The organism is Stenotrophomonas indicatrix, assembly GCF_002750975.1.
Lineage (GTDB): Bacteria > Pseudomonadota > Gammaproteobacteria > Xanthomonadales > Xanthomonadaceae > Stenotrophomonas > Stenotrophomonas indicatrix.
In genome coordinates, this window is the sequence record NZ_PEJS01000001.1 from 3012836 (window position 1) to 3027013 (window position 14178).

The following is a 14178-nucleotide window of genomic DNA, read 5'->3' on the forward strand; positions in this document are numbered from 1 at the left end:
TCGCTTCGCGCCCCGTCCACCCCGACGGGGCAACCATGGCGGTGTGAATGCTGCCTCTGCTCCTGCTGCTCCCAAGGCGTCGCGCTGGCGCCTGCGTCGCCCCGGTCGCCGCGGGCAGCGCTGGCTCGCCGTGCTGGTGTTCCTGTTCGCGGCACTGCTGGTCCTCATCGCCCTGTGGGACTGGAACTGGTTCAAGGGCCCGGTCGAACGTTCGGTACAGGCGCGCACCGGCCGCGCCCTGCACATCGGCAACCTGGATGTCGACCTCGGCCGCACCAGCACCGTGCGCGCCGATACCCTCACCTTTGCCAATGCGCCCTGGGCGAAGCAGCCCACCATGGTCAGCGCCGACCGGGTCGAGATCGACGTACGGGTGTGGCCGCTGCTGCGTGGCAGCGTGCAATTGCCCGAAGTGCGCCTGACCCGTCCGGACGTACTGCTGGAAACCGCCCCGCGCAAAGGTGACCCCGGCAATTGGGACTTTCTCGGCGACAGCAAGGGGGGCGCCACGCCGCAGCTCAAGCGCCTGCTCATCGACGACGGTCGCCTGCAGTTCCTCGACGCACTCGGCCGCACCGACATCCTGGTGAACGTGCGCAGCGGGCAACCGAAACAGGCCGACGCCGCACCACCGTTGCTGGTGGCCGGCAAGGGCCGCTGGCAGGGCAATCCCTTTACCCTGAGCGGCGGCACCGAATCGCCGCTGGAACTGACCGACAGCGCACACCCCTTCCGCATCCATCTGGATGGCCGCGCCGGGGCCACCCATGCCGTTGCCAGCGGCACCTTGACCAACCCGTTCCAGCTGCAGGTATTCGATCTGCAGTTCGCGCTGAGCGGTCAAGACCTGGCCGACCTGTATCCATTGCTGGGCATCGCCATTCCGCCTTCCCCGCCCTACGCACTGGATGGCCGCCTGAAGCGCGATCACCAGGTGTGGCGTTACGAGCGCTTCACCGGCAAAGTCGGCGACAGCGACCTGGGCGGTGATGTGCAGTTCGATGTCTCCAGGGAACGCCCTCGGATGACCGCGAACCTGGTGTCGCGCCGCCTCGATTTCGATGACCTTGCCGGCTTCGTCGGTGCCCCCCCGAAGACCGGTGGCGGCGAGACCGCCAATGCAGAACAGCGGGCCGAGGCTGCGCGCGTAGCCGCCAGCGCCAAAGTGCTGCCGGCCACGCCGTACAACCTGGGCAAGCTGCGCGCGATGGATGCCGACGTGCGCTGGAAGGCCCAGCGCATCAATGCACCCAAGCTGCCGCTGGACGACATGGATGCACACCTGCTGCTGGACGATGGTGTACTGCGGTTGGACCCGCTGAACTTCGGCGTTGCCGGCGGCGACATCCGCAGCACGATCCGCATGGACGCACGTCGCCCGCAGATTGCAACCTCGTTGAAGGCCAGCGTGCGCGGTGTGCAGCTGGGCCAGTTGTTCCCCGACGCCAAGCTGGCCGAACAGGCCAAGGGGGGTATCAGCGGCGCCATTGACCTGACCGGCAACGGCAACTCGATCGCAGCGATGCTCGGCAGCAGCAGCGGCAACGTGGCGCTGGGCATGGGCCGCGGCCACGTCGGCAACCTGCTGATGGAAGTAGCGGGACTGGACATCACCGAATCGTTGAAATTCCTGTTCACCGGCGACAAACAGATTCCGCTGCGCTGCGCCTTCGCCGACTTCGGCGTGCGCGAGGGCCTGATGCATACCCGGTCGATGGCAGTGGACACCACCGATACGATCATCCTCGGCGAGGGAGATGTCAGCCTGCGCGATGAAACGCTGGACCTGCTGCTGAAGCCACGACCGAAGGACAGGAGCATCCTGGTGCTGCGCTCGCCGCTGCGCATCGGCGGCACCTTCAAGGACCCGTCGTTCCGCCCGGACTTCAAGGCGCTGGGTATCCGGGGTGCGGTGGCGTTGACGCTGGGCAGCATCGCGCCGCCGGCGGCACTGCTGGCCACCATCGAACTGGGTCCGGGCAAGGATGCCGACTGCGGTGGGCAGTATGCGAAGTAGGTTTACAGCGTTGTTCGCAGCGCCTCGTTCTCCCGCGCGTAGAGCCGGAGCAAGGCGACAGGCAGGACACGCCGTAAATACGTCCCTGTAGGCTCGGTCGGCGCATCCATGCGCCTCACGGTCCTGCCTGCCGCCTTGCTCCGGCTTCGGACAGTTCCCTGCGCGCGCGGAACAGGAGCAGGAATTCAAAATCAAAAGAAGAAAGCAGAATCAAAAGCAGTGCCAACCAAGGTTGGCATCTACCAACGGCAGATAGTCAGGGTGAAGGCCGCCGCGCTCGCAGGAACGTGTCCTGAGGCGGAGGGCATGGCCGTGCAGGACCGTTGGCGCCATGGATGGCGCCATCGAGCCCCCATGGACGGGTTTACGGCGTGTCCTGCACGGCCATGCCCTCCGCCTCCCCGGCATGCCAGGCAGGCGCTGCCCTGGCTTTGGCTTTGGCAGCTGCTTGAAAAAGCGGGCCGGCGGGCCGCAGGCCCGCCAGCGACAGAACTCACCCCGCCACGATGTACTGCTGCAGCTGATCCAGCTCGCGCCGCTGCGCATCGATCACCGACTTCACCAGGTCACCGATGGAAATCACCCCCAGTACCTGCCCGCCCTCGACCACCGGCAGATGGCGGATGCGGTAATCGGTCACCAGCTGCAGGCAGTGTTCCACCTGCTCACCGGGACTCACCGTCACTACTTTCGCGGTCATGATTTCCGACACTGCGGTGTCACGCGACGAACGATCGTGGAGCACGATCTTGCGTGCGTAATCACGCTCGGAGAGGATCCCGACCAGTCGCGGGCCATCCATCACCAGCACCGCGCCGATGCCCTTCTGCGCCATCAACCGGATCGCATCGATCACCGCCGCGCCTGGCGCGACCGCATGCACTTCAGGGGACTTGCCGTCCAACAGTTGCCGTACCGACGTCATCTGCCTGCCCTCCCAGGGTGGGTTGCAGCTCCGAGTCTGCCACGGAAGGGGCCAACCATGCGTCAACCAGGTACAACGGCCGTTGCTTGGACTCCTCGTACAGGCGTCCCAGGTACTCGCCGATAAGCCCCAGCGCGATCAACTGCACGCCCCCGAGGAACAGGATCACCGCCATCATGGTCGGCCACCCGGCCACCCGGTCGCCGTACAACGCTGCCTTCGCAATCACCCAGATGGCAAACACGAAGGCCACGCCTGCGGTGGCCAGCCCCATGTAGGTGGCCGCCCGCAGCGGGACCGTCGAGAAGCCGGTGATCCCTTCCAGTGCGAAGTTCCACAGCCGCCACAGGCTGAACTTGCTGCTGCCGGCCAAACGGGCATGCCGGTGATACGGCACCGCCACGCGGCGGAAACCGACCCAGCTGAAGAGCCCCTTCATGAACCGGTGCCGTTCGCGCATCTCGCGCAGGGCGCTCAGCGCGCGCGGCGACAACAAGCGGAAATCGCCGGTATCGGCCGGAATGGGCGTCCGCGAGAGGCGACCAATCACCCGGTAGAACACCGATGCGGCAGCGCGCTTGCTCCAGCTCTCACCGTCACGGACCAGGCGCGTACCGTAGACGTTGTCGTAGCCCTGCCGCCAACGTTCGACAAAGTGCGGCACCAGTTCCGGCGGGTCCTGGCCATCAGCGTCGAGGATCATCGCCGCGCCTTCGCGCACATGGTCCAGGCCGGCGGTCAGCGCCGCCTCCTTGCCGAAGTTGCGCGACAGCTTCAGCGCCGATACCCGCGGGTCGGCCTGGGCCAGCGAGGCGATCAACGACCAGGTCGTGTCACTGCTGCCGTCATCCACGTACAGGATGTGACCATCGATTCCGGCCAGGCCGTCCAGTACCGCGCACAATCGCGGATGCAGCTGGGGCAGCACCAGCTCTTCGTTGTGTGCGGCGATGACGAAGGTAAGACGCTCACGAGTCATCGCCGGATTGTACGTCGTTGACGGGGATGCAGCCCGTCAGTCCAGCGTTCGAAATACCCGCTTCCCGCATCGGAAGGCACCACGGACACCTGGTGTCGTGGCCCCTCAGTCCTCCGCCAGGTACCCCGCTCCACCCAGCTGCCGTGCCTGCCGCTGGATCCACGCCGCACGACGCTGCACGTAGGGGCCTGGCTTGGACGCGTTGTAGCGGCGCGGCGCCGGCAGCACTGCCGCCAGACGCGCGCTCTCGGCAGGGCTCAGCCGCGCGGCGTCCTTGCCCCAGAATGTTTGCGCCGCTGCCTGGGCGCCATACACACCGTCGCCGAACTCGGCGATGTTGGCGTACATCTCCAGGATCCGCTGCTTCGGCCAGAAGGCTTCGATCAGCACCGTGTACCAGACCTCCAGGCCCTTGCGGATCCAGCTGCGGCCCTGCCACAGGAACAGGTTCTTGGCCACCTGCTGGCTGATCGTGCTGGCCCCGCGCAGGCGCCCGCCCCGCGCGTTGTGGTCGCGCGCCTTTTCAATGGCCTGCAGGTCGAACCCGCTGTGGTCGGGGAAGCGCTGGTCTTCTGCGGCCACCAGCGAAATCGGCAGGCTCGGCGCCATCTGGTCAAGGTCCCGCCACTGGTAGTGCAGCCGGTAGGACCAGTCGCCTTCACCCAGTGCCTCACCGAAACGCCAGACCATCACCGTGGACAGCGGCGGATCGATGAAACGCAGCACCAGCACCTGCAGGCAGCTGAAGGCCACGAACAGCACCGGCAGCCACAGCAGCCGCTTCCAGCGCCAGCGCCTGCGCGGTGCCGCGTCGGCGGCGGCCACTACCTTGTCCTGCTCTCCCCCTGCCCCCATTACTGGTGCATCCTTCTTATGCCTGGTTGTCGGCGCATTATCCGGCAACCATCCCCGTTTCCGCGCGATGTGAGCCGATGACCGCCCAATCCGATTCCCTTATCCGTTTCCTGCTCCCCGACGCCGGTGTCCGTGGCGTCCACGTGCGCCTGCAGGCCACCTGGCAGGACATCCAGTCCCACGGCGAGTATCCGGACAGCGCCACCGAACTGCTCGGCGAAGCCTGCGTGGCATCGGCCCTGTTCACCGGCCACACCAAGGTGGACGGCCGCCTGTCGATCCAGCTGCGCAGCAATACCGCTCTGCGTACCCTGTTCGCCGAATGCACCGCCGCCGGCACCCTGCGCGGCATCGTCCAGATTGCCGAGGGCGGTGACGCCCCCCGTGACCTGACCGACCTGGGCCGGGACGCCCTGCTGGCCATCACCATCGAGAATCCCGGCCTGGACCCGCGCGAACCGCAGCGCTACCAGAGCCTGGTCGCACTGACCGCGCCGGAACTGGATGAAGCATTCGAAGACTACTTCCGCCAGTCCGAGCAGCTGCCGACGCGACTGCTGCTGGCCGCCGGCCGCGACGGCACTGCCGGCCTGCTGCTGCAGAAGCTGCCGGGCGACGAGGGCGACGACGACGGCTGGGCCCGCGCCAGCGCGCTGTTCGACACCCTGGGCAAGGCGGAGCTGCTGGCCACCCCGGCCGAGGAACTGCTGCACCGGTTGTTCCACGAGGAGAAGGCGGAACTGGTGGGTGACAAGGCCCTGTCCTTCGCCTGCTCCTGCTCGCGTGAACGGGTTGCCTCGATGCTGGTCTCGCTGGGCGAGGAAGAGGCCCGTGCGGCTGCCGAAGACACCGGCGCCGTGGACGTGCGTTGCGAATTCTGCGGACAGGAGTATCACTTTCCGTTGACGGAGTTCGGCATACTGTTCCACGGTGCCCAGGGGGCTGTGCCGGCACCTGAACGCCTTCAGTAATACCCAATGAGTCTTGTATCTGGGGAGGAACAAGGCTTGTTAAGAATTCATAAACACCCTAGGATCGAGTTCCCGCCCCAGCGGGAACTTTCACTGCCCGTCCCTGTCTGAACTGGTCCGATGCGTACCTTCCTGCGTCTACCGCTGGCCCTGCTGATCGCCCTTGGCGCGATCACGGGCGTGCATGCGCAGAGCAAGGACACCCGCACTGTCATTCCGGTCTGGAACAAGGGCAGTGGCAAGGTCGAGGCCCTGCTGTACCTGGAACCGACCGGCGAGCAGGCCGTGGGCGCACGCTGGCATTTCGGCCGCAATTCGCTCGATGCTGCGTTCGGCCTGTCTTCAGGCGACTCGCTGGGCCTGCTGTGCAACAGCAGCAGCGGCTCCAGCATCAGCGGCTTGGCCAGCCATTGCATGCTGGCCAGCCTGGGCGACGACGACGATGCCATCGGCTCCAACCGGCGTCTGACCGGCACCGCCGCGCTCAACCGTGGCACCGGCCGCCTGGGAATCACTGCCGGCACCGGCCGCGAGACCCTGCCCGCCTGGCTGGCCGCGCCCAGCAAGACCCCATCGCTGCGCGCCGAACAGAATGACCTGACCGTGTTCGCACAGAAGAACATCGGTCGCGAAGGCTTTGTCTCCATCGCCGGCACCTATGCCAAGGCACGCCTGGTACCCCTGGCTGACGCCTCACCGGCCATCGTTGACCGCTGGGACAGCAAGAGCCTGAGCCTGGGCGCCGGCTACGGCAATTTCAGCGGCAGCATCATCGGCCGCGTGGTTGACGTTCCCGGCAAGCCCGGCAAGTGGGAAGGCCTGGGCATCGGCCTGACCTGGCGCACCCCGTGGTCCGGCCAGCTCACCGTCGGCGCGGAAAACGTCATCAGCCGCGGCAAGAACCCGTTCTCCCCGCGCAACGAAAGCAACGATGACGGCACCGTGCCGTACGTGCGCTACGAGCAGGATCTGTAGTCGCTCATCGACTGCGAACAAGCTGTGTTGAACATCGGGCGCCCAGGGGCGCCCGAATTGTTTCTGGACACATCTGTCAAGTGCGAAAAGCACCCATCCGTTACAAACGGATACATCACGACATGCATCAACTGAAACTTTTTTGTGCGTTGAGGGCAGGCAGGCGCGGTTGCGTCCCTTCCCACATCCAGATAACTCCTTGAACTAAAAGAAATCAGAGCGCATTCATGTGTAACCACAGCGTGAATTAACGCAGCTTTAATTTTTGGCTGGGGGCCGTTACTATCGATTCAGCCTCGCGATTTTGGAGCCTTCTTTTTTGGCACCGCCGCGCAGGCACTACCCCAGCCAAGATTTCTTGGAGAGAGAGAGCCAATGAATTTCCAGTCCAACAAGCTGCGTGACGCTGTCGTCGTCGCGCTGATCGCCGGTGCGGCGACGTCCGTAACGGCCCAGGCGCAGGAAGCGACCAACCTGGATCGCATCTCGGTGACCGGTTCGCGCATCAAGAGCACCGACATCGAAACCTCGCAGCCGGTCCTGAGCCTGACCCGCGCCGACATCGAAAAGCAGGGTGTGACCTCGGTCGCCGACATCCTGCAGCGCGTTGCCGCCAACGGTGCCGCCCTGAACCGCACCTTCAACAACGGCGGTGACGGCTCGGCCGGGATCAGCCTGCGCAACCTCGGCTCGGACCGTACCCTGGTGCTGGTCAATGGCCGTCGCTGGACCACTGGTCTGGACGGCAGCGTCGACCTGAACACCATCCCGACCGCGATGATCGAGCGCATCGACATCCTGAAGGACGGCGCTTCGACCATCTATGGTTCGGATGCCATCGCCGGCGTGGTGAACATCATCACCAAGCAGAACTTCGACGGCGCCGAAGCGAACTTCTACAAGGGCCAGTACAGCGACGGTGACGGCGAGCGTGAAGCAGCCGATTTCACCATCGGCACCACCACCGATCGCGCATCGCTGATGCTGGGTGTCTCCTACGTCAAGGAAGGCAAGGTCATGGCCGGCGATCGCAAGATCTCCGCCGGTGGCCCGCCGTTCTTCGACGGCCAGAGCAGCACCGGCATGCCGGGCTCCTACATCCGCAACGACGAGCGCTATGTGCTGATCAACGGCGTGGAGACGCCGTTCAACGCCAACGTCCACGGCTACAACACCGCCCCGGACAACTACCTGTTGACCCCGCAGGAACGTACGTCGCTGTTCGCTTCTGGTTCGTACAACGTTACCGACAACATCACCTTCCGTACCGAGGCGATGTACAACGAGCGCAAGTCCGAGCAGCTGCTGGCGGCCATGCCGGTCACCAGCATGCGCCTCAGCGCCAACAGCATGTACAACCCGACGGGTGAAGACCTGACCGGCGTCAACCGTCGTTTCAATGAAAGCGGCGGCCGTTCGTTCAACCAGAACGTCAAGAACTGGCACTTCTACGGTGGCTTCGAAGGCTTCTTCGAATTCGCGGACCGTAACTTCGACTGGGATGTCGGCTACCGCTACGACAAGACCGACCAGAACGACCTGACCTACGGCCTGTTCAATCTGGCCAACCTGCGCAACGCTTACGGCCCGTCCGAAATGCGTGGCGGCGTGCCGGTCTGCGTCACCGCCCCGGGCGGCGACATCATTCCGGAGTGCGTGCCGGTCAACGCTCTGGGCCCGGAAGGCTCGATCAGCCAGGCCGCGCTCGACTACACTTCGTTCACCGCACACGATTCGGCCAGCCTGGTGTCCAAGGGCTACTACGCCAACATCTCCGGTGAAATCGTGCAGCTGCCGGCCGGCGCTCTGGCCTTCGCTGCCGGTTACGAGTACCGCAAGGAGACCGGTCAGTTCGATCCGGACGCCTTCATCGCTGCAGGCCTGAGCACCGGCAACGGCGCAAAGCCGACCAAGGGCGGCTACGACCTGGATGAAGTCTTCCTGGAACTGTCGATCCCGGTGCTGGCCGACCTGCCGGGCGCCAAGCTGCTCGACTTCAGCGCGGCGACCCGCTACTCGAAGTACAGCAACTTCGGCAATACCACCAACAACAAGTTCGGTTTCCGCTGGAAGCCGATCGACGACCTGATGATCCGCGGCAACTACTCGGAAGGCTTCCGCGCGCCGAGCATCAGCAACCTGTATGGCGGTGACGGCGACTCGTTCGAAACCTACGCCGATCCGTGCGCGGCTGCCAACGGCCCGACCGGTGCGGTGCTGGCCCAGTGTATCGCCCAGGGCGTTCCGGCTGGCTTCGTCCAGCCCAACACCAAGGACGACGATGGCGTTCCGCAGTCGGGCGCGGCCCAGACTGCCGAGCCGTTCACCTGGAAGTCGAACCCGAACCTGAAGCCGGAAACCTCGACCAGCAAGACGCTGGGCCTGGTGTGGAGCCCGAGCTTTGTCAGCGGCCTGAACGTGACCCTGGACTGGTGGCAGATCAAGATCGAAGACGCCATCACCCGTCCGGCGATCCAGGACATCATGAACTACTGCTACGGTGGTTCCCCGGCAGAACAGGCCGCGTACTGCGGTCTGATCACCCGTGATCCAGCCTACGGCACCATCGAAGAACGCTACACCATCACCAACGTCGACATGCCGCTGCAGAATCTGGCGTCGTACAAGGTGGAAGGCTGGGATCTGGGCGTGCTGTACCGCCTGCCGGAAACCTCGTTCGGCCAGTTCACCGTCAGCTGGGACAGCACCTACCTTTCCAAGTGGGAAACCAAGGCCACCGAAGATTCCGAGGTGGAAGGCCGCCAGGGTCGCTATCTCGACCAGGATCCGTACTGGCGCATCCGCTCCAACCTGTACGTCGACTGGTCCTTCGGCGACTTCGGCGTCAATTACGGCCTGCGTTACAAGTCCGGCATGACCGAAGACTGCCTGCTGGGCGGCGCACTGCGCAGCTACTGCTCCGATCCGGATGGCCGCAAGAACCACATGGGCTCGACCACTTACCACGACATCCAGGTGCGCTACAACACCCCGTGGAAGGGCACGATCATGCTGGGTCTGAACAACGCATGGGACAAGCAGCCGCCGGTCTCTTACTCGACCTCGTACAACATGTTCGACCCGCAGTACGACCTGCCGGGCCGCTACATGTACATGCAGTACAAGCAGAAGTTCTGATCGCTCCACTGATCAGCTGATGCAGCAACGGCCCCGCAAGGGGCCGTTGTTTTTTGTGCGCTCGTTGCTGGCGTCAACACCAACGAAAAAGGCCGCGGCACTGCCGCGACCTTTCTGCGTCCAGCGATGAAGAACGCTCAGCCGTTCGGAATCAGCGTGTCGATCAGGTGTTCGACATACGCTTCGAAATCCTCGCGCGCCTGCTTGGGCTGCTGCAGCTGCAGCGACAACTGCAGGAAGCCCACATACGCTGCATACGCAAGGCGTGCGCGATGGCGTGCATCGGTCGAGCTCAGGCCCGCCTGGCGGAATGAGGCGATCAGGTAATCGAGCCGTCGCTGCGACACTCGGTCGATCACCGGCCGCACCATCGGATGGTCCAACGCTTTCAGCAGCTCGCTGTAGATGATGTGCGGCTGCACTTCGTGCGCCACCATCTGGAACAGCTGGCGCAGGCGCACGCGCGGATCCGGCACGTCTTCCAGGCTGCCGAACACCTGTTCCTGCTCGAACAGTTCCCAGCGTTCCAGCGCGGCCTGCAGCAGTGCATCACGCGAGGGGAAATGCCAGTAGAAACTGCCCTTGGTCACGCCAAGGCGGCGCGCCAGCGGCTCCACCGCGACGGCGCTCACACCTTGCTCGGCAATCAGATCGAGGGCCGCCTGGGCCCAGTCTTCGGCACTCAGGCGGCTGTTGCGGCCGGCACGCGGTTCGCCGGCGGAAGCGTCAGGTTGATTCATGTGCTGATTTAACCATACGCCGGGGTTCGTTGCAGTACGCGGTTGCGGCCGAAACCGTCGGCAGCCGGGCCGAGAGGCATTTCCGCAGCAAACCATACCCTGCAGTATTGACATCCCGCCGAACCCATCCATACTAGCGAGTATGGTTACGTCCCCTACTCCCGCTGCATTCCATGACCTGCGCCTGGAGGCGGCCCACGGTGCCTCGCTGGCGGCAACCGCCAGCACCTCCGGCCGTCGCGGGCGCGTATTGTTCGCGCATGGATTTGGCCAGACCCGCCATGCCTGGACGACGACGGCCAAGGCATTGTCGGCTGCCGGCCTGCAGACCCTGGCTTACGACGCCCGGGGTCACGGCGATTCCGACTGGAATGCGGCCGATCTGGCGTACCACGGTGAGCAGTTCGCCGATGACCTGATCGTGCTGGCCGGCGAACAACCGCGACCGCCGGTGCTGGTGGCTGCCTCGATGGGCGGCCTGTTCGGCCTGCTGGCCGAATCACGCTGGCCAGGCCTGTTCTCGGCCATGGTGCTGGTGGATATCACCCCGCGCTGGGATACCGCTGGCGTCGAGCGCATCCTTGCCTTCATGACCGCGCATCCGGAAGGATTCGCCTCGCTGTCGCAGGCTGCCGATGTGATTTCGGCCTATGTGCCGCATCGCCCGCGCAAGTCCGAAGACTCGCTGCGCGCCCTGCTGCGCGAAGATGGCCACGGTCGCTGGCGCTGGCACTGGGACCCGCGCCTGGTGGCCGAACTGGCCCGTGACAGCGAGCAGCACCAAGACGCACTGGCCGAAGCCGCGCGCCAGGTGAAGTGCCCCCTGCTGCTGGTCAGCGGTGGCCGCAGCGATCTGGTCACCCCGCAGACGGTGGCCGAATTCCTGGCATTGGCGCCACACGCGCGCCACGTACAGTTGCCGCAGGCCACGCACATGGTCGCCGGTGATGACAACGACGCCTTTACCGCTACTGTGTTGGACTATCTGGACGTGTTGCCCGCAGCGGATGCTGCAGCTTCGTCCGCCATAAACGAGCACGTCACCGGAGCACGCTCATGAGCCTCGTCATTCCCTTCCTCGCCCTGCTGCTGGCAGGCGCGTTCGTCGCCTACCACCGCATGCGCCTGCTGACCTGGACGCTGATCAGCGTGGCCCTGCTGGTGGCCTGCTGGTTCATCCCCTACGTCAACCAGACCGCCACGATCGTCGCTGCCGCGATACTGGCCGTGATCGTCGTGCCGCTGCTGCTGCCGTTCATCCGCAAGCCGCTGCTGACCGGCCCGATGATGAAGGTGTTCCGCAAGGTGCTGCCGCCGCTGTCGCAGACCGAGCGCATCGCCCTTGAAACCGGCTCGGTCGGCTTCGAAGGCGAACTGTTCACCGGTGATCCGGACTGGAACATCCTGCTGAACTACCCCAAGCCGCAGCTGACCGCTGAAGAACAGGCCTTCCTCGATGGCCCGGTCGAACAGCTGTGCACGATGGTCAACGACTGGGAAATCACCCACGTCCATGCCGACCTGCCGCCGGAACTGTGGGCCTTCATCAAGAAGAACAAGTTCTTCGGCATGATCATTCCGAAGGAATACGGCGGCCTGGGCTTCTCCGCGCTGGCCCACCACAAGGTGATCCAGAAGCTGGCCTCGGTGTCTTCGGTGGTCAGTTCGACCGTCGGCGTGCCCAACTCGCTGGGCCCGGGTGAACTGCTGGTGCATTACGGCACCCAGGAACAGAAGGACCAGTACCTGCCGCGTCTGGCCGATGGCCGTGAAGTGCCCTGCTTCGGCCTGACCGGTCCGTTCGCCGGCTCCGACGCGACCTCGATTCCCGACTATGGCATCGTCTGCAAGGGCGAGTGGAACGGCGAGCAGGTGCTCGGCGTCAAGCTGACCTTCGACAAGCGCTACATCACCCTGGCGCCGGTCGCCTCGCTGATCGGCCTCGCCTTCCGCATGTACGATCCGGATGGCCTGATCGGCCAGACCCGCGACATCGGCATCACCCTGGGCCTGCTGCCGCGCGAGACCGCCGGCGTCGAGATCGGCCGTCGCCACTTCCCGCTGAACTCGACGTTCCAGAACGGCCCGATCCGCGGCAAGGACGTGTTCATTCCGCTGACCCAGCTGATCGGTGGCGCTGCGATGGCCGGCAAGGGCTGGAACATGCTCAACGAGTGCCTGGCCGTGGGTCGTTCGATCACCCTGCCTTCCACCGCCAGCGGCGGTGCCAAGGCCGGTGCCGCAGTCACCGGCGCCTATGCGCGCATCCGCAAGCAGTTCGGCCTGTCGGTCGGCCGCTTCGAAGGCGTGGAAGAAGCGCTGGCCCGCATCGGTGGCAAGGCGTACAAGATCAGCGCGCTGTCGCAGGCCACCGCCGCTGCTGTGGACCGCGGTGACGTGCCGTCGGTGCCGTCGGCGATCGCCAAGTACCACTGCACCAACATGAGCCGCGAAGTCATCTCGGACATGATGGACGTGATCGGCGGCAAGGGCATCATCCTGGGGCCGCGCAACTTCGCCGGCCGCAGCTGGCAGGCCGCGCCGATCGCCATCACGGTGGAAGGCGCCAACATCATGACCCGCAGCCTGCTGATCTTCGGCCAGGGTGCGATCCTCTGCCACCCGTGGGTGCTGAAGGAAATGAAGGCCGCGCAGGACCCCGACACCCGTGCGGGCCTGCAGGACTTCGACCGCAGCCTGTTCGGCCACATCCGCTACGGCATCTCCAACGCCGTTCGTTCGTTCTGGTTCGGCCTGACCGGCGCACGCTTCGGCGCTGCCCCGGGCGACGCCTACACCCGCCGCTACTTCCGCAAGCTGGACCGTTACTCGGCCAACCTGGCGCTGATGGCCGACATCTCGATGATGACGCTCGGCGGCAAGCTGAAGTTCAAGGAATCGCTGTCCGGCCGCCTGGGCGACGTGCTGAGCCATGTCTACATGACCAGCGCCATGCTCAAGCGTTACCACGACGAAGGCGCGCCGCAGGCGGACCAGCCGCTGCTGGCCTGGGCCTTCCATGACAGCGTGCACAAGATCGAGGAATCGCTGTCGGCTGCCCTGCGCAACTTCCCGATCCGTCCGATCGGCTGGTTGATGTGGGCACTGATCTTCCCGCTGGGCCGTCGTGCCGAGGCCCCGGGCGACCGCCTGAGCCGTCGCGTGGCTGCGCTGCTGATGGCCCCGAACGAAGCCCGCGACCGCCTCGCCAGCGGCGTGTTCCTGACCCCGTGCGAGAACAACCCGGGTGGCCGCATCAACAGCTACCTGAGCAAGGCGATCATGGCCGAGCCGGTGGAGCGCAAGTTCCTGAAGGCGCTGAAGAGCAAGGGCATCGAGGCGCTGGACTTCAACAGCCAGCTCGACGAGGCCGTGGCCGAAGGCGTGATCACCCAGGACGAGCGCAGCCTGCTGGAAGAGCTGCGTACGCTGACCCTGGACACCATCACCGTGGATGACTTCGACACCCACGAACTGCGTGCGGCCAGCTACTACGACCGCCAGAACAAGGACCCGCACTCGCAGGCGGCCTGATCGCCCGCGACACGCGTTGCCTCGACGGCGGGCCTGGCCCGCCG

Annotated in this window: 10 protein-coding genes; 6 read left to right on the top strand and 4 right to left on the bottom strand. The window is 65.2% G+C overall.

Going from position 1 to position 14178, the window contains the following annotated elements:
- Positions 1-43: 43 nt before the first annotated feature.
- Entirely contained in the window at positions 44-2017 is a 1974-nt protein-coding gene (locus CR918_RS13970) for an AsmA family protein (RefSeq protein ID WP_099843341.1), read from the top strand.
- A 493-nt stretch (positions 2018-2510) separates the two neighbouring features.
- Here the strand turns inward: CR918_RS13970 and CR918_RS13975 are convergent, their stop codons facing one another.
- The 3 genes from CR918_RS13975 to mtgA all read right to left on the bottom strand — a co-directional run bounded on the left by CR918_RS13975 (position 2511) and on the right by mtgA (position 4776).
- Positions 2511-2942 carry a CBS domain-containing protein gene (locus CR918_RS13975; protein WP_025877817.1) on the bottom strand — a complete coding sequence of 144 codons (432 nt, stop codon included), beginning with the start codon at positions 2940-2942 and terminating at the stop codon, positions 2511-2513.
- The gene (locus CR918_RS13980; protein WP_025877815.1) at positions 2902-3921 is read right to left on the bottom strand and encodes a glycosyltransferase family 2 protein; all 1020 of its coding nucleotides are present in this window, start codon (positions 3919-3921) and stop codon (positions 2902-2904) included. The genes CR918_RS13975 and CR918_RS13980 overlap by 41 nt, the downstream gene beginning before the upstream one ends.
- Positions 3922-4026: 105 nt before the next feature.
- Positions 4027-4776, bottom strand: a complete 750-nt coding sequence (gene mtgA, locus CR918_RS13985) for a monofunctional biosynthetic peptidoglycan transglycosylase (RefSeq protein ID WP_099843343.1) — start codon at positions 4774-4776, stop codon at positions 4027-4029.
- Between the two features lie 77 nt (positions 4777-4853).
- Here mtgA and hslO point away from each other — a divergent pair, with 77 nt between their 5' ends.
- From hslO to CR918_RS14000, 3 genes are all read left to right on the top strand, one after another.
- Entirely contained in the window at positions 4854-5747 is an 894-nt protein-coding gene (gene hslO / locus CR918_RS13990; protein ID WP_099843345.1) for an Hsp33 family molecular chaperone HslO, read from the top strand.
- Between the two features lie 120 nt (positions 5748-5867).
- Entirely contained in the window at positions 5868-6722 is an 855-nt protein-coding gene (locus CR918_RS13995; protein ID WP_099785096.1) for an XOO1806 family protein, read from the top strand.
- A 375-nt stretch (positions 6723-7097) separates the two neighbouring features.
- Positions 7098-9860 (top strand): TonB-dependent receptor, encoded by a 2763-nt coding sequence (locus CR918_RS14000; protein WP_025877809.1) that lies wholly within the window; start codon positions 7098-7100, stop codon positions 9858-9860.
- Between the two features lie 137 nt (positions 9861-9997).
- Here the strand turns inward: CR918_RS14000 and CR918_RS14005 are convergent, their stop codons facing one another.
- On the bottom strand, positions 9998-10600 hold the full coding sequence (locus CR918_RS14005) for a TetR/AcrR family transcriptional regulator (protein ID WP_025877807.1): 603 nt from the start codon (positions 10598-10600) through the stop codon (positions 9998-10000).
- Positions 10601-10742: 142 nt separating this feature from the next.
- Between CR918_RS14005 and CR918_RS14010 the strand changes: the two genes are divergently transcribed.
- Positions 10743-11660: an alpha/beta fold hydrolase gene (locus CR918_RS14010; protein ID WP_099843347.1), complete on the top strand. Its 918-nt coding sequence runs from the start codon at positions 10743-10745 to the stop codon at positions 11658-11660.
- Complete coding sequence (locus CR918_RS14015; RefSeq protein WP_025877803.1) at positions 11657-14134, top strand: acyl-CoA dehydrogenase; 2478 nt, start codon at positions 11657-11659, stop codon at positions 14132-14134. Before CR918_RS14010 ends, CR918_RS14015 begins: the two co-directional genes overlap by 4 nt.
- Positions 14135-14178: the final 44 nt, after the last annotated feature.